The organism is Flavobacterium sp. 1, assembly GCF_002797935.1.
Taxonomy (GTDB): Bacteria; Bacteroidota; Bacteroidia; order Flavobacteriales; family Flavobacteriaceae; genus Flavobacterium.
Window position 1 is genome coordinate 4952306 of the sequence record NZ_PGER01000001.1, and the last position, 15624, is coordinate 4967929.

Annotated in this window: 16 protein-coding genes; 13 read left to right on the top strand and 3 right to left on the bottom strand. The window is 34.5% G+C overall.

Translation table 11 applies throughout. From position 1 onward, the window contains the following. Window positions 1–242: 242 nt before the first annotated feature. Window positions 243–2963 carry a family 78 glycoside hydrolase catalytic domain gene (locus tag CLU83_RS20070; RefSeq protein WP_100433245.1) on the top strand — a complete coding sequence of 907 codons (2721 nt, stop codon included), beginning with the start codon at window positions 243–245 and terminating at the stop codon, window positions 2961–2963. 5 nt (window positions 2964–2968) lie between these two features. After that, window positions 2969–4387: a family 43 glycosylhydrolase gene (locus tag CLU83_RS20075; protein WP_100433246.1), complete on the top strand. Its 1419-nt coding sequence runs from the start codon at window positions 2969–2971 to the stop codon at window positions 4385–4387. 63 nt (window positions 4388–4450) lie between these two features. Here the strand turns inward: CLU83_RS20075 and CLU83_RS20080 are convergent, their stop codons facing one another. From CLU83_RS20080 to CLU83_RS20090, 3 genes are all read right to left on the bottom strand, one after another. Beyond that, entirely contained in the window at window positions 4451–5677 is a 1227-nt protein-coding gene (locus CLU83_RS20080) for a Glu/Leu/Phe/Val dehydrogenase dimerization domain-containing protein (RefSeq protein WP_100433247.1), read from the bottom strand. A gap of 294 nt (window positions 5678–5971) precedes the next feature. Beyond that, window positions 5972–6547 carry a chalcone isomerase family protein gene (locus CLU83_RS20085; RefSeq protein WP_100433248.1) on the bottom strand — a complete coding sequence of 192 codons (576 nt, stop codon included), beginning with the start codon at window positions 6545–6547 and terminating at the stop codon, window positions 5972–5974. Between the two features lie 253 nt (window positions 6548–6800). Beyond that, complete coding sequence (locus CLU83_RS20090; RefSeq protein ID WP_100433249.1) at window positions 6801–7868, bottom strand: anhydro-N-acetylmuramic acid kinase; 1068 nt, start codon at window positions 7866–7868, stop codon at window positions 6801–6803. Window positions 7869–7964: 96 nt separating this feature from the next. Here CLU83_RS20090 and CLU83_RS20095 point away from each other — a divergent pair, with 96 nt between their 5' ends. The 11 genes from CLU83_RS20095 (at window position 7965) to CLU83_RS20145 (ending at window position 15606) form a co-directional block, all read left to right on the top strand. Next, window positions 7965–9104, top strand: a complete 1140-nt coding sequence (locus tag CLU83_RS20095) for an acyl-CoA dehydrogenase family protein (RefSeq protein ID WP_100433250.1) — start codon at window positions 7965–7967, stop codon at window positions 9102–9104. A 125-nt stretch (window positions 9105–9229) separates the two neighbouring features. Then, entirely contained in the window at window positions 9230–9907 is a 678-nt protein-coding gene (locus CLU83_RS20100) for a Crp/Fnr family transcriptional regulator (RefSeq protein WP_100433251.1), read from the top strand. A 115-nt stretch (window positions 9908–10022) separates the two neighbouring features. Next, window positions 10023–10559 (top strand): carboxymuconolactone decarboxylase family protein, encoded by a 537-nt coding sequence (locus CLU83_RS20105; RefSeq protein ID WP_100433252.1) that lies wholly within the window; start codon window positions 10023–10025, stop codon window positions 10557–10559. Between the two features lie 295 nt (window positions 10560–10854). Next, a complete protein-coding gene (locus CLU83_RS20110) occupies window positions 10855–11490 on the top strand; it encodes a thioredoxin family protein (protein WP_100433253.1) in 636 nt (211 codons plus the stop codon). 18 nt (window positions 11491–11508) lie between these two features. Then, complete coding sequence (locus CLU83_RS20115; RefSeq protein WP_100433254.1) at window positions 11509–11922, top strand: nuclear transport factor 2 family protein; 414 nt, start codon at window positions 11509–11511, stop codon at window positions 11920–11922. Between the two features lie 6 nt (window positions 11923–11928). Further along, a complete protein-coding gene (locus CLU83_RS20120; protein WP_100433255.1) occupies window positions 11929–12558 on the top strand; it encodes a pyridoxamine 5'-phosphate oxidase family protein in 630 nt (209 codons plus the stop codon). Window positions 12559–12582: 24 nt separating this feature from the next. Continuing rightward, window positions 12583–13464: a helix-turn-helix domain-containing protein gene (locus CLU83_RS20125; RefSeq protein ID WP_100433256.1), complete on the top strand. Its 882-nt coding sequence runs from the start codon at window positions 12583–12585 to the stop codon at window positions 13462–13464. Between the two features lie 96 nt (window positions 13465–13560). After that, window positions 13561–14022: a YHS domain-containing (seleno)protein gene (locus tag CLU83_RS20130; protein ID WP_100433813.1), complete on the top strand. Its 462-nt coding sequence runs from the start codon at window positions 13561–13563 to the stop codon at window positions 14020–14022. 6 nt (window positions 14023–14028) lie between these two features. Next, window positions 14029–14418, top strand: a complete 390-nt coding sequence (locus CLU83_RS20135) for a DoxX family protein (protein WP_100433257.1) — start codon at window positions 14029–14031, stop codon at window positions 14416–14418. Window position 14419: 1 nt separating this feature from the next. Next, a complete protein-coding gene (locus CLU83_RS20140; RefSeq protein ID WP_100433258.1) occupies window positions 14420–14908 on the top strand; it encodes a hypothetical protein in 489 nt (162 codons plus the stop codon). Then, window positions 14896–15606 carry an NRDE family protein gene (locus tag CLU83_RS20145; protein ID WP_100433259.1) on the top strand — a complete coding sequence of 237 codons (711 nt, stop codon included), beginning with the start codon at window positions 14896–14898 and terminating at the stop codon, window positions 15604–15606. The genes CLU83_RS20140 and CLU83_RS20145 overlap by 13 nt, the downstream gene beginning before the upstream one ends. Window positions 15607–15624 lie beyond the last annotated feature (18 nt).

Sequence of the window (15624 nt, forward strand, 5' to 3'; positions counted from 1 at the left end):
AAGTATACTTATAAAAACGTTGAAAAGTACTAAAAATTGTCAAGAATAAAAAATGAGCGAAGTGTTAAAGGTGTAAATAGAACAGGGCGAAAGAAAAAAAACTTCTTTTAATGTGTTTTAAATAAACTGTCTGCGTTCAATCAGGATACTCAAAAAAAAAGACTTTCTTAAATTTGTGAGTCTATCATAAATAAGACCTATTAAAAACCAATTTTATTTTAAATAAACCATAACCACTACTGATGAAGCGAATAAAACAATTTTTAATTTTAGCACTTTTTCTTTTTTCGTTTATTAAAATTACTGCTGCAAACCCAAATGCACCTTTTAATCTGCGCAGTTTTGACAAACAAAATCCTATTGGCACAAATGATAAACCTTATTTTGGATGGTATGTAAGTGATGCTGACGCAAACGAAATACAATCGGCTTATCAAATAATTGTTTCCTCCAGTCTAGTCAATCTTAAAGCCAACAAAGGCGATATCTGGGATAGCAATAAGACCAGTTCCAGAAAACAAAATTATGTTTATTTAGAAAAAAAGGCTCTGAAATCAATAACTACTTATTATTGGAAAGTTCGCTGTTGGGACAAAGATGGAAATGTGAGTTCGTATTCGAATCCCGCTAGTTTTACAACGGGTTTATTAACCAATAAAGATTGGGCAACAGCACAATGGATTAAAAGAGATTCCAAGGACAACGACGATTTTACTTATTTCAGGAAAAAAGCAAATCTTCCTAACAAGACCATCAAAAAAGCAATCGTATATCTTTCCGCTTGTCATAGTTATGAATTATATGTGAACGGGCAATTTGTTGGAAAAGGATTCAATAATCACTACCCGCAATACAGCTATTATAACGCTTGGGATGTTACCGCTTTATTAAATAAAAATGCCGAAAATCTGCTAGCGTGCCTTACGCACTGGTATGGAGGCGGTCAAGGACGCGCAACAGGAAGCCGTGGCATGATTCTAAAAACTATTATCGAATATAACGATGGTACGCAAACCGTTATTGGTTCTGACAAATCTTGGAAACAATCGCAAGCAACGCAATGGCTTCTAGGACAGCCACAACGAAATGGGGAAGGTGTCGGGAGAGTAGAATCTGTTGACAGCCGCAAAAATATTGCTAATTGGAATACGGCAAAACTAGACGACTCCAAATGGAACAGTGCCACCGAAATAGGTTCTCAGCCTGTTGCTCCATGGACAGGCACTTTAAGATCCGACTTAACTCGAGTTGTTGAAAAAGAAATCAAGTCTAAAACAATACAAAATTTAGGAAATGGCAAATATGTTATTGATTTAGGCAAAATATATGCTGGCAGTTTTAAAATAATTTTTAAGGAGCGCTTTCCAGGAGATACCATCAAAATGTCAGGTGGATTTGCTCTAAATGATGATGGAACTGTTTCGCTTAAATTCAACCAATCTACCAATTTAAGCTTTAAATATATTCCGAATGGAAATAATTCTGTTTTTAATCCTAATGTTTATTTTGGAATGCGTTATCTGCAAGTTGACAATGCGCCAAACGAGCTGAATCAAAATAACGTTAGTTTTATCAGCCGTCATTTCGAATTAGATCCTTCCCGATCTTCATTTGAAACATCGAATGAAATGCTGAATAAAACTTGGGAGTTAATGGCGCATACGCTAATTCTTGGTGCACAAGAAGATTTTGTTGACACGCCCACAAGAGAAAAAGGAGCTTTTTTATTAGACAGCTGGTCACAGGCAGTTCCTTGCATGAGCGTGATGTATGATCGAACGATGAATATGCGTGCGCTGAACGAATTTTTAGAATCCCAAGACCAATATTGGCCTGACGGACGATTGAATGCAGTATATCCAAATGTTGACGGCGGAAGAGATATCCCCGATTTTACGCAAGCTTACCTAGTATGGGTTTGGGATTATTACACCCAAACAGCTAATATTGAATTCTTAAAATCCAATTATTCCCGTTTGAAAAAAATTGCCGATTATGTTGACACTTATAAAAATGACAGCACTGGATTAATCCATCAGCTAAAAGGAGGAAAAGGACCTTATGAATTTGGAATTATAGATTGGCCGGCAACCATGCGTTATGGATACGACATGACTGCTGATTCAAGAACGGTTATTGACGCTTATGCTTTTGAAGATTTCAATATTCTCTCAAAAATTGCCGAAGCCATAGGTAATTCTGCAGATAAAACACTTTATATAAATAAAGCCGAAGCCATCAAAAAAGCAATTAACTCCCAGCTTATCAATCAAGAAGGCGTATATATTGACGGAATACACAATGATAAAAATGTGAGCACTCATGTTTCGCAACACGCTAACATTCTTCCTTTTGCTTTGAATATTGTGCCGGAAGCAAATAAAAAACAAGTTATTGAAGAAATTAAAAAACAAAAAATGAATATCGGAATGGTATGCCTGCGTTGGTTGCCGGAATCACTTGGTCTAGCTGACGAAGGAAATCATCTTATCGATTTATATACTAATCCTGAATGGGAAGGCTGGGCAAAAACCATTAGCCAGGGAGGAACCGCAACTTGGGAATCCTGGGATGCGAATACAACCAATCAAAGCATGTCGCATCCATGGGGAGCGGTAGGATTGCTAGCCATGCAAAATTACATTTTAGGAATAAAAGCATTAAGCCCGCAACATGAGAAAATCCAAATTAAACCATTATGGTTTGGAGAGAAACTAACTTATGCCAAAGGAACTTATCCAACTGATAAAGGCGATATCAAAGTAGATTGGAACTATATAAACAATAAGTATAGTTTAAAAATCACTGTTCCTGATAATTGTACCGCAAAAGTGTACCTGCCAAAATGTGGAAAAACAGGAATTGCAATTAAATTTGATAAAAAAGAAGTGGTGGCGACCGAGGAAGGAAACTATCTGTATTTGGACAACATTGGGTCTGGAGAACATTATTTTGAGAGATAATTTATATGAATAAGCAAATTACATCAGCTTTATTGCTATTCTTTTTGGGAATTTCTATAACAGGAATTGCACAGAAGAAAGAAAAAATAAATGCTATTTATTCTGGTATTCCTTGGCATGACAATAAAGGGAATGTGGTAAGTGCTCATGGTGCAGGACTTATAAAAGACAACAATAAATACTATCTTTTTGGCGAATACAAAAGCGACTCAACTATTGATTTTACAGGTTTTAGCTGTTATTCTTCCTCTGATTTATACAACTGGAAATTTGAAAAAATTGCCCTTCCTGTTCAAGAATCAGGAAAATTAGGACCCAACCGCATTGGCGAAAGGCCAAAAGTGATGAAATGCCCTAAAACCGGCGAGTATATTATGTACATGCACACAGACGATCTAAAATATAAAGATCAATGTTTAGGCTACGCGACCTCTAAGACTATTAATGGAGTTTATACATTTCAAGGTGCTTTACTGTTTAATGGAGAGCCGATCAAAAAATGGGACATGGGCATTTTTCAAGATACAGATGGGAGCGGTTATGTTATAGCGCACTCTGGAAATTTGTACAAACTTAGCGATGATTATAAAAGTGTAACCGAACAAATTGTTAAAGATATGACCAAGCATTGTGAGGCGCCAGTTATTTTCAAAAAAGACAATATCTATTTTTGGTTAGGCTCTGGTCTGACTTCTTGGGAACGAAATGATAATTATTATTTTACTGCAGCTTCTTTAAAAGGCCCATGGAAATCACATGAGAATTTCGCACCCAAAGATTCATTAACTTGGAATTCACAATCAACATTTGTGCTTCCTATAGTTGGCACAAAAGATACTACTTATTTATTTGGAGGAGATCGTTGGGCTTTTCCACGTCAAAAAGCGGCAGCAACTTATGTATGGCAGCCTTTAGTTGTAAAAGGCGATTCGATTTCTTTACCTGATTATAAGGAAAATTGGCAAATCAATACCACAACTGGAGAATGGTCTAATCTAACTTTGAAGGGTACAATCATCCGAAATTCAGATACTGGAAAAATAAAATATTCTGATAATTGGAAAACGGAATCAGTAATAACAGATTCTTTCTTAGACAGTAGTTCTAATGTCAAGGGAGCTTTTTTTTCGGTGAATTTTAATGGTTCCCAGATTGGACTCTACGGGGTTGCTCGTCCAAATGGAGGATACGCTCAAGTTGAAATTAAGGACCATAACGGTAAAACAATTCAATCGAATCTAATTGAAATGTATTGTAAACACCCCGAATCCTCCCTAAAATATTTAAGTCCAATTTTAAAAAAAGGCGATTATAAACTTATTGTAACTGTTGTGGGAGAACATGGCAATTGGTATAAAAAGGACGGAACAGGATTTGGCAGCACTGGGAATTTTGTTTCTGTAGATAAAATAATAGTTAAATAAAAAAACGAATCAAAATAGATTAAAAACCTAATTTGATTCGTTTTGAACGAAGCATAAACTAGGTTACACTAATTGTTTCAGAGCAATTTCAAAAGCAGTTGCACTGATATTTGTTTTAGATGAATTCAAAGAATGCGTTTTTTCAATAGCATTTTTTATGATTTCAGAAGTGTCATGAAAAATGGCTTCGTCTGTCATTTGCACTTTCTTTTCCATGAAATAGGCAAAAACTCTAGCCATACCACAATTGGAAATAAAATCAGGAATCAAGCTCACTTTATGGTCTACTTCTTCCATAATGGAACCAAAGAAAATTTCCTTATCGGCAAATGGAACGTTGGCGCCACACGAAATCACTTCCAGTCCATTAGCAATTAAACTGTCTATTTGATTTTGTGTAACCAGTCTTGAAGCGGCACAAGGAGTGAATATTTCGGCACCGATAGTCCATATCTTTTGATTGATTTCTTCAAAAGGAATCATGTTTTCGGCTACTAATTTGTTTCCGTCTTTGGCAAGGAATAATGCTTTTATTTCTTCAAAAGTAAAACCTTCTTCATTAATTAATCCGCCGTCTCGGTCAATAATCCCGATGATTTTGGCTCCCATTTCGGCTAGATAGAAAGCAGCGGCCGATCCTACATTTCCAAAACCCTGAACAATGGCTTTCTTCCCTTTTACAGAACGACCATAAATATCATAGAAATGACGTACAGCTTCGGCAACACCATAACCAGTAATCATGTCTGCTATCGTATATTTTCGGGTAACATCTGGTGAGAATCTCGGGTTTTCTATTACTTTAATTACTCCTTGTCGTAATTGCCCGATTCTATTGATTTTGTCGGCTTCGGTAGGTTTAAAGTGTCCATTGAAAACACCTTCCTGCGGATGCCAAACACCGCATTCTTCGGTCATTGGGATTACTTCGTGAATTTCATCTACATTCAAATCACCCCCAGTCCCGTAATAGCTTTTTAATAAAGGAGAAACGGCTTTGTACCAGCGTTGTAAAACCCCTTTTTTGCGGGGATCATTAGGGTCAAAATTTATTCCAGATTTTGCCCCGCCAATTGCTGGGCCAGAAACCGAAAATTTAACTTCCATGGTTTTTGCCAAAGACAAAACCTCATTCATGTCAAGTCCTTTTCTCATACGTGTTCCTCCGCCTGCAGCCCCTCCCCGAAGAGAGTTTATGACTGTCCAGCCTTCGGCTTCGGTTTCGGAATCTTTCCAGTTGAAAATGATTTCAGGAGCTTTATTTTCAAATTTCTTTAACAAATCTTTCATATTGTTGTGATATGTTTATTTTTGACAAATATATAAAAGGTTTTATGAGAAATATGTATCCGGTAGATTTTTTTTGTATTTGAGTATTTTGCATAAAAAAAGTGCTTTTCTATTTTTTGAATAGATTGAAAAGCACTTTTGTATTCAGGATAATTTTGAATTAATAATATAAAATGAATATTCTTTTTTTAATTAAAATGAGCATAACTTCATTGGTATTGGCAACCAACTTCAATCGATGCTCATTTTGTTATTGTGGTATTAATGGTGTTTCAGGAATAATGATACTTAATATTAGATGCCTAATAAACTGTTTTTTAACTCTTCATCGACTGGTTTGTCACCTAACCATATACCGAAAAATACTTTTTTGAAATCAAATCCGGGAACTTTTCCTTTCAGCTCACTATTTTTTACAACCCAAACTGAAGAGTCTGCTGGATTATAAGTTAATTCAAAAACATCTCCTCTCTTGATTTCATCAGCCAAGTAGCTTTTCAATAATTCCATTTTTGGTTTTAAAGCATCCAAATTTTCACCAGCCGATTTTTCGAATCCTGCATGTAATGCTCTGGTTAATTTACCAGATGAAACTAAAGCTGAGGTAATTTCAATCCGAATGGACATTTCCACATTATCATTAATAATTTCTTTTGCATTTTGAGATAATTGGTTCAAATATAAGGCTTGTATATAAACTTCTACCCACATTTTAGATCTTGATCCTGCACCATTTAGCTGTAAAATTTTGTTTTCAAATTTCATTGTTCTAGGAATAGTTACTCCTTCAAACACGATTTGTTTTTGGGCTTGAACTTCAGAGAATAGGGCAGTAATAACTAACATTATTACTAACAGTATTTTTTTCATAGTTAGGCGTATTTTTGCAATTTTGTGCAAAATTAGTGCTAAATAGTTAGAAACTACATGCCAAATCGATGTTATTTTGTTAATTGTTCAAATTACAACGTTGTAGTTGGTTATTTTCTTATAAAAATGCAATCATCTAGTAAATAATCACTTACGTGCAAAGAAGGAAAATGTCTTTAATTGTATTTCGCAATCGGGAAAGAATTAAAATGTTATTGTGATTTTTTGAAGATTGCACAAATTTTTTTCGCTTTTAAGGAGTATAAACAGCTCCAGAACTATGATCATATTTAGCGCCGGTTACGCTTTGAAGCGCATTAACTTCTTCCCGAATTTTTAAAACGCCCAGTAAGGCAAAAATTAATGCTTCTTTGAATTCCAGAATTTTTTTCGAAGGAATAATAACATTCATTTCAGGCAGGTAAAATTGAATTCTTTCGATTAGAAAATCATTATAGGCACCTCCGCCAGTGGTGAGCATACTTCCTTTTTTCTTTGGCAAAGCCAATGCTATTTGGATTGCTATATGTTCAGTGTATGTGTGTAATTTATCTTCGATGGAAATGGGATACTTTTCAATTATTGGTAAAAGAGTTTCTTTCACAAATTCGAATCCCAATGATTTTGGATGCTTTTTTTGGTAAAAATCCAAAGAGTTCAGTTCGTTTAATAAATCAGTATTACAATTGCCGGTTTTAGAAATTTTGCCCTTGTCATCATAATCCAAACCCAATTGATTGGCATAAAAATTAAGAACGGTATTTACGGCCGAAATGTCAAATGCAATTCGGGTATTGTTTTCTTCAAAAGAGACATTCGAAAAACCGCCTAAATTCATGCAGTAATCATATTCTGCAAATAGGATACGGTCGCCGATGGGAACTAATGGCGCACCTTGCCCCCCTAATTGAACATCTTGTACCCTGAAATCGCAAACTATTTTTTGCTGCGTCAATTTGGAAATCTCAGGTAAATTACCAATTTGAAGCGTAAAGCCGTTTTGTGGCTGATGTAAAATAGTATGCCCATGTGAACAAACTGCATCTAGATTTTCAAGAGCACGTCTGTTTATAAAATTTGTAATGATTGAGGCGAGTAACTTTGTATAATTTTTATTTAACTCGATTAGTTGATTTTCGGTATAATCGACAGCAGTTTTTAAGATGCTGATCCAATTAGAATCGTAAGAAATGGTTTCGCATTCTAAAATTTCAAATGACCATTTATTATTTTTTATTACAAATTGAATATGAGCCAAATCGACTCCATCCAGCGAAGTTCCTGACATCACTCCGATAACGTTATAGTAATCTTTTTTCATAGGCCAAATTTACGATTCAAAATTGAAAATTTCATAATTAAAAATTACCTTTGAAAACATTTTTTAAACAAAAACCACACTTTATTTTATATTATTATGGATTTTAATCTAACCGAAGAACAATTAATGATACAACAAGCAGCGCGGGATTTTGCTCAAACTGAATTGTTGGAAGGGGTAATCGAAAGAGATGAACACTCCAAATTTCCTACTGAGCAAGTTAAAAAAATGGCTGAACTTGGGTTTCTGGGGATGATGGTTGATCCAAAATATGGAGGTTCTGGATTGGACAGCGTTTCTTATGTTTTGGCGATTTCAGAAATTGCTAAAATTGATGCTTCGGCAGCAGTTATCATGTCAGTAAATAATTCTTTGGTTTGTGCAGGATTAGAAAAATATTGTAACGAAGAACAGAAGATGAAATATCTTGTTCCGCTTGCCAAAGGAGAGGTAATTGGAGCATTTTGCCTGTCTGAACCAGAAGCAGGATCAGATGCAACTTCACAAAAAACAACAGCGATTGATAAAGGAGATCATTATTTGTTAAATGGAACCAAAAACTGGATTACCAATGGTGGAACAGCGTCAACTTATATTGTAATCGCCCAAACGGATATTGAAAAAGGACACAAAGGAATCAATGCTTTTATTGTCGAAAAAGGATGGGCTGGATTTGACATTGGACCAAAAGAAAAGAAAATGGGTATTCGTGGTTCCGACACGCATTCTTTATTATTTAATGATGTAAAAGTGCCTAAAGAAAATAGAATTGGTGCCGATGGTTTTGGATTTAATTTTGCCATGGCGGTCTTAAACGGGGGACGCATTGGTATTGCTTCGCAGGCTTTGGGAATCGCAACAGGTGCCTATGAATTGGCTTTGAAATATTCGCAAGTGCGTAAATCTTTTGGAAAAGAAATTTTCAAACACCAAGCAATAGCTTTTAAATTGGCTGATATGGCGACTCAGATTTCGGCGGCCAGATTGTTGTGCTATAATGCGGCTTACCAAAAAGATGCCGGAATGGACATTTCGCAATCGGGAGCAATGGCCAAATTATTTGCTTCTCAAACCGCGATGGATACCACTATCGAAGCCGTACAAATTCACGGCGGAAACGGTTATGTAGCCGAGTATCATGTGGAACGCATGATGCGCGACGCCAAAATCACACAGATTTATGAAGGAACTTCCGAAATTCAACGTATTGTAATTTCAAGAACCCTTATTGCATAGTTTTTTTAAACGCAGCATATAAATCCAAACCTGAATTTCGAGTTTGGATTTTTTATTTAAAGGACATGCTTTTTAAATCGACTTTGTTTATTTTTACACTAATTAGAATACATTCATAAATAGTTATGTACGACGAATTGAAATATTGGTACCTTCGGGATCACAAATTATTTTGGACATTGAGTATGTCACAAATCAAGCAGTTGTGTATTATCACGGGTTTTAAAAAAGCCAAAAAAGGAGATGTTATCTATTTCTCTTCTTCAGATGTGCCTCGGGTTTTTCTACTAAAAAAAGGAAATATTAAAATTGTTGCTGTCGATGAAGACGGAAATGAAACCATCAAAGACATTATCCAAAAAGGCGATTTGTTTGGTGAATTGACATTAGAGAATGATGTTAATTCCAATGAATACGCAAAAGCATTGACGGATGAAATCATTATCTGCAGTTTTTTATTATCCGATTTTGAAAATTTATTGCTTCAAAATCCTAGTTTGGCTTTGTCTTATACCAAGTTTGTAGGGTTGAAAATGAAACGCATTAAAAATAGTTATGCTAATTTGATTTCGAAAGATGCTAAAACCCGGCTGTATCAATTCCTAAAAGATTGGGCCGAGAGAGAAGGGAAACTTACCGAAAATAGAGTTGTTCTTGAAAATTATCTAACTCAGAATGATATAGCTCAAATTATTTGTACTTCCAGACAAACTACTACGCAATTGCTAAATGAAATGGAGGCAAATGGATTATTGTATTATAATAGGAAAGAAATTATTATTGAGGACATTACTAAATTATAGTTTTTGAAGAGGGAAAATCGTCCATCACCTTGCGTTTATTGTCCATTTTATAACTTTTAAAGCTGTCGCATCTTTGTAATGTCAATAAAGACAAGCAATTTTAAAATTAAATAAAATGACTACTACAACATTTTCAGTTCCAACAAGATCAGAAGTTTCAGAAAACAACCAAGTAATTTTTGACAACCTGCAAAAAGCTTTAGGATTTGTACCTAATTTATATGCTACAATTGGATATTCAAAAAATGGATTAGAGCGATTTTTAGCTTATCAAAATGCTAAAACTACTTTATCCAATAAAGAAAAAGAAGCAGTAAATTTAATCGTAAGTCAAGTTAACAACTGTACATATTGCCAAAGTGCCCACACCGTTATTGGGAAAATGAATGGTTTTACAGATGAGCAATTATTGGATATCCGAAGAGGAAAAGCTACTGATCCAAAATTGAATGCATTGGTTCAATTGGCCGCAGAAATTACTAAAACTAGAGGAAACGCTAATTCTGATTTAGTTGATGCTTTTTTTGTTCAAGGTTATACTAATGAAAATCTAATTGATTTGATGCTTTTAATAAGTGATAAAACTGCAATGAACTATTTGCATAATTTAACACAAGTGCCAGTTGATTTTCCTTTGGCACCAGCTTTATAATTGTAATTTGTGTTCAAAAAGGTTAGATCAAGATGATAAAGAAACATTAATCAAAAGCCCCAAAAAAATAAATTTTGGGGCTTTTGTGTGTTTTAATTATTGGTAGAGTTTGACTCTACCGACATTAAATTGAGATAGTAGCATTAAAATGGTAATTTTACTGAATTAGAAATTAGTTAACTCTAATCGTGACAATTCTATTTGCAGGGAAAATTGTCCATCATCTTACGGTTTTTATCCATTTTATTTTTGAGTTTCATATCGCAACTTTGTACCGAATTAAAACAATACAACTATGACAACGGAAAATAATCTTAGCTCCATTACAAATTTAGAATACAAAGCCTACTTTCAAAAAGGAATAAATTACAATGAATACAAGGAACACATGGCAGATGATTTGGCTGCTAATTCTGATGTCAAAATAAAAGAATACATTAGCATGAATCAGCATCGTATGCATCGTGTGGAAAAAACATATGTTGTTTCAAATAAATTAATGAAAGAAGTACAACTTTTAAAAAACAAGACCTATTGGTTGGTTTTAACTGAACATTGGTGTGGTGATGCTTCGCAGATATTACCAGCATTGCATAAAATAGAGGCAGAGAGCGAAGGGAAAATTGAAATGAAATTAGTTTATAGAGATCAGAATTTGGAATTAATGGATCAGTATTTAACCAATAACGGTCGGTCAATTCCAAAATTAATTCAATTGGATTCTAATTATAATGTAACTGGTATTTGGGGGCCAAGACCGGAATTTGCGCAAAATTTAGTTAAGGTGTTAAAGTCCGATCCAACAACGGCAGACACCTACGCAAATCAGCTTCATTTGTGGTATGCAAAAGACAGACAGAAATCTTTAGAAATTGAAATATCGGAACTTTTAGCGCAATCTGCTTTATTGCAAATAGGCGCTTTATCTTAATTTAAAATTTTAATTATCATGGAACAAAGACATCCACTTCCTCCATTTAATATGGAAACTGCTTTGCAAAAAGTACAATTGGCCGAAGATGCTTGGAATAGCAAAGACCCGGAGCGAATCGCTTTGGCATACACTGTAGATACCGAATGGCGCAACAGAACCGAATTTATTAACGGGCGTGAAGCTGTTAAAGAATTTTTAAAAGGGAAATGGGGAAAAGAACTCGACTATAAACTCAAAAAAGAATTGTGGGGTTTTCGTGAAAACCGAATGGCGGTTCGTTTTGAATATGAATATCGAAATGCGGCTGGACAATGGTTTCGCGCTTACGGAAATGAAAATTGGGAGTTTGATGAAAATGGTTTGATGCGCAAGCGTTTTGCCAGTATCAATGATTTGCCAATAGACGAAAAAGACAGAAAATTTAAATAATTTCTCATGGCTAAAAATTTTGCAGAAATAGCATTTTCGAATGCTGTCAAAGCACTACAAGAAAAGCATGGTAGTCGAAAAGGGTATGAACGAATGGAAAAATTCAATATCATTGACGGTTTATCCGAAAATGAAATGGGTTTTATAAGCAATCGGGATAATTTCTATTTGGCATCCATTGGCGAAAAAAACTTTCCGTACATTCAGCATCGAGGCGGTCCCAAAGGTTTTGTGAAAGTCTTAGATACAAACACTATTGGTTTTATCGATTTTTCAGGAAACAAACAGTACATATCTGTTGGGAATTTTGCGACCAACAATAATGTAGCGCTAATTATGATGGATTATCCGGGAAGAGCGAGACTGAAAATTTTTGCCAAAGCCGAAATTATTGAACTCAAGGACAATCCAGAATTACTGTCTAAACTCGATTTAGATGAGTATCAGTTTCGTTCAGAACGGATGATGCTTTTTCATATTGAAGCTTTTGACTGGAATTGTCCTCAGCACATCACACAACGTTTTACTGAGGAAGAAATACAAATAGCTTTTGAACCGCAGCTTCAATACATTTCAAAGTTAGAAAAAGAAATAGAAAATCTTAAAAACAGACTAAAAGAATCTGGTTTAAACTAAATTTGTTTATAAAAATAGCATAGTATGATAGATCAATCCACGTTTACTTTAGTCAATCCACAAAACGGAAATTTGGCTTTCAAACTTTTTTCTTTTGAAAGCATTTCTTGTTTTGATCATATTCAACGATTGAATTACTATTCCCTAATTTGGATTCAAAAAGGAAAAGGTAAAGTAAAAGTAGATTTTTCAGAATATGATTTTTCAGAAAATCAATTACTGGCTTTTGCACCCTATCAGCCTTTTATGTTATCCTCTGATGATGCCATAGAAGGGAAAGTAATTCATTTTCATCCTGATTTTTTCTGCATTATGAAACACCATGATGAAGTAGCTTGCAATGGGGTTTTGTTCAATAATATTTATGAACCTCCGTATGTGTTGATTGATGAAGCGGCTAGAGCTACATTCAATATGGTTTTGGAACAAATGAAGATTGAAATGCAAAATCCTGCGTTAGCACAATATGAATTATTAATATCCTATTTGAAAATTTTTCTCATTACCGCCTCTCGATTAAAAAAAGAACAGCAGCCAAAAGAACTTGTACCAATAGAAGAAAATACAGCGCCATTTATTCTTCAAAATTTAAAAAATTTCATTGAACAGAATTTCAAAACCAAACATTCTGCCAGTGATTATGCCGATTTACTGAATATTTCTCCAAAGGCTTTAGCAAAAATTACCAAAAATCACTTCAATAAAACGTTGACCAATTTAATTGCAGAACGCATTATTATCGAAGCCAAAAGGGAATTGTACTTAACGAATAAACCCGTAAAAGAAATTGCCTATGAACTCGGTTATGATGACGAGCATTATTTTAGTCGTTTCTTTAAAACCAATGCTGAAGTTTCTCCACAAACTTATCGTGAAACCGTTGGTTTTGCTAAAGCAGTGATTTGATTTACAGAAATTTTGCTTCCAATGTAAACTATCCGACATTTAGCCTTTTTTTACTGCTTTATATTTGTAATGTCAAAATCAATAAAAAAAGCTACCATGAAAAGAGTAATTGTACTGCTGTTGGCTGTCTTTGCATTCTCAGTAACATTTGCGCAAAGTTCTGTCCAAAAACTATCCGAATATAATTTAGAAAAAAGAGTTGCCATTCAAGGCTATGATCCTGTTGCATATTTTAAACAAGGTAAAGCTATAAAAGGCAAAAAGGAATTAATCGCTGCCTATGAAGGTGTGATTTATCAATTTTCTTCAGTGTCAAACAAAGAACTCTTTACAAAAAATGCTTCAGCCTATGAGCCACAATACGGAGGTTGGTGTGCCTATGCGATGGGAAGTTCCAGTGAGAAAGTCGAAATCAATCCTGAAACTTTCAAAATTATAGACGGTAAATTGTATCTGTTTTATAATGCCTATTTCAACAATACCTTAAAAAGCTGGAATAAGGATGAAGCTGGTTTAAAAGCAAAAGCAGATGCTAATTGGAAAAAATTCATAAAATAAGAAATCATGAATAAATCAATACTAATTTGGATAGTTCGGCTAACGGCAGCAGTTATTTTATTGCAGACACTGTATTTTAAATTCACTGGAGCCGAAGAAAGCGTCTATATTTTCTCGACATTAGGAATGGAGCCTTACGGAAGAATTGGATCTGGAGTGGACGAGTTAATCGCTGCCATTTTAATCCTGATTCCCAGAACAACTTTGTTAGGTGCTTTGATAGGTGCTGGGGTCATGCTTGGCGCTATTTTCTCGCATCTTTTTGTATTGGGAATCGAAGTAAAAAATGACGGCGGAGAGTTATTTGCTTTAGCAATAATTACCTTTCTTTGTTGTGTTGCATTGATTTATTGGGATAAAAGTAAAATTATAAACCTCTTAAAATTGAAACTGTAATATGCTAATTCCATCTGTAAATAGTAGTCTGAACGAATTAATTGAATTGCTTCGTCAATTGTCCGAAGAGGAATATTCAAAAGCTTGTTTTGAATTGAGTGGTTCCAGCATAGGCGAACATACGCGGCATATCGTTGAAATGTTTCAGTGCTTAGTTCGAAATTATGATTCCGCAATCGTGAATTACGATAAACGAGATCGTAATAAATTGATAGAAACAAATACCAGTTTTGCGGTGCAAATGATTTTAGATATTAAAAACAGTATTTTGAAGGAAAATAAAAATCTAGAATTGCACCAAAACATTGACGGTAAATCGGTTAATATTCAAAGCAATTATTACCGAGAATTATTATATAATTTAGAACATTGCATTCATCATCAGGCATTAATTAAAGTCGCGATTTTGAAATGTGAAAGCGTAGCTGTTGATGATAATTTTGGAGTGGCTCGTTCTACAATCGAATACAGAAAACAATGTGTACAGTAAGTTTTGTTTGTTCCAATGATAAAATTATCATTACTTCCAATCGTGATGAAAAAATAATCCGACCAAATGCGATTCCGCCCAAAAACTATACTCTGAACGGGAAAAATATTATTTATCCAAAAGATTCCAAAGCAGGTGGGACTTGGTATGTGGTGGACGAAAACGGAACCGTTTTGGTCTTGCTCAATGGAGCCGATGAAAAACATGAAGTACAATTACACTATCGAAAAAGCCGTGGTTTGATTGTGCTTGAGATGATTAGTAGCGCTTCTCCAAAGCAATTTTGGGATGAAATTGATTTAAAAAATATAGAACCTTTTACCTTAGTTTTGTTTCAGGAAAAACAGCTTTTTCAATTGCGCTGGAATGGAGCCGAAAAATTAGCTTTAGATTTAGAGACTGATAAAAATTATGTTTGGTCTTCGTCAACTTTGTATTCCAAAGAGATTCGGGAACAACGGGCGAGTTGGTTTTACACGTTTTTGGATCTAAATCCCGAAATTACAGAAGAGAAAATGCTTCATTTTCATCGGTATACCGAAGCTGATAACAATCAACATGGTTTGGTAATTAATCGTAATAATGAATTGAAAACATTAAGTATTACCCAATCGTTTATTGAGAAAAATAAGGTAACCATGAATTATTTGGACCTGATTGCCGAAAAAGAATATTCTAAAACGTTTATTTCCATTTAATAAAGCTTAATAAATAAT

Excerpts from the sequence above, each read along its gene's own strand:
- CLU83_RS20135 (WP_100433257.1), top strand. The coding sequence starts at position 14,029 with ATGAATAAATCAATACTAATTTGGATAGTTCGGCTAACGGCAGCAGTT.
- CLU83_RS20070 (WP_100433245.1), top strand. The coding sequence starts at position 243 with ATGAAGCGAATAAAACAATTTTTAATTTTAGCACTTTTTCTTTTTTCG.
- CLU83_RS20145 (WP_100433259.1), top strand. The coding sequence starts at position 14,896 with ATGTGTACAGTAAGTTTTGTTTGTTCCAATGATAAAATTATCATTACT.
- CLU83_RS20095 (WP_100433250.1), top strand. The coding sequence starts at position 7,965 with ATGGATTTTAATCTAACCGAAGAACAATTAATGATACAACAAGCAGCG.
- CLU83_RS20110 (WP_100433253.1), top strand. The coding sequence starts at position 10,855 with ATGACAACGGAAAATAATCTTAGCTCCATTACAAATTTAGAATACAAA.
- CLU83_RS20080 (WP_100433247.1), bottom strand. The coding sequence starts at position 5,677 with ATGAAAGATTTGTTAAAGAAATTTGAAAATAAAGCTCCTGAAATCATT.
- CLU83_RS20115 (WP_100433254.1), top strand. The coding sequence starts at position 11,509 with ATGGAACAAAGACATCCACTTCCTCCATTTAATATGGAAACTGCTTTG.
- CLU83_RS20120 (WP_100433255.1), top strand. The coding sequence starts at position 11,929 with ATGGCTAAAAATTTTGCAGAAATAGCATTTTCGAATGCTGTCAAAGCA.
- CLU83_RS20075 (WP_100433246.1), top strand. The coding sequence starts at position 2,969 with ATGAATAAGCAAATTACATCAGCTTTATTGCTATTCTTTTTGGGAATT.
- CLU83_RS20100 (WP_100433251.1), top strand. The coding sequence starts at position 9,230 with ATGTACGACGAATTGAAATATTGGTACCTTCGGGATCACAAATTATTT.
- CLU83_RS20090 (WP_100433249.1), bottom strand. The coding sequence starts at position 7,868 with ATGAAAAAAGATTACTATAACGTTATCGGAGTGATGTCAGGAACTTCG.
- CLU83_RS20130 (WP_100433813.1), top strand. The coding sequence starts at position 13,561 with ATGAAAAGAGTAATTGTACTGCTGTTGGCTGTCTTTGCATTCTCAGTA.
- CLU83_RS20105 (WP_100433252.1), top strand. The coding sequence starts at position 10,023 with ATGACTACTACAACATTTTCAGTTCCAACAAGATCAGAAGTTTCAGAA.
- CLU83_RS20085 (WP_100433248.1), bottom strand. The coding sequence starts at position 6,547 with ATGAAAAAAATACTGTTAGTAATAATGTTAGTTATTACTGCCCTATTC.
- CLU83_RS20140 (WP_100433258.1), top strand. The coding sequence starts at position 14,420 with ATGCTAATTCCATCTGTAAATAGTAGTCTGAACGAATTAATTGAATTG.
- CLU83_RS20125 (WP_100433256.1), top strand. The coding sequence starts at position 12,583 with ATGATAGATCAATCCACGTTTACTTTAGTCAATCCACAAAACGGAAAT.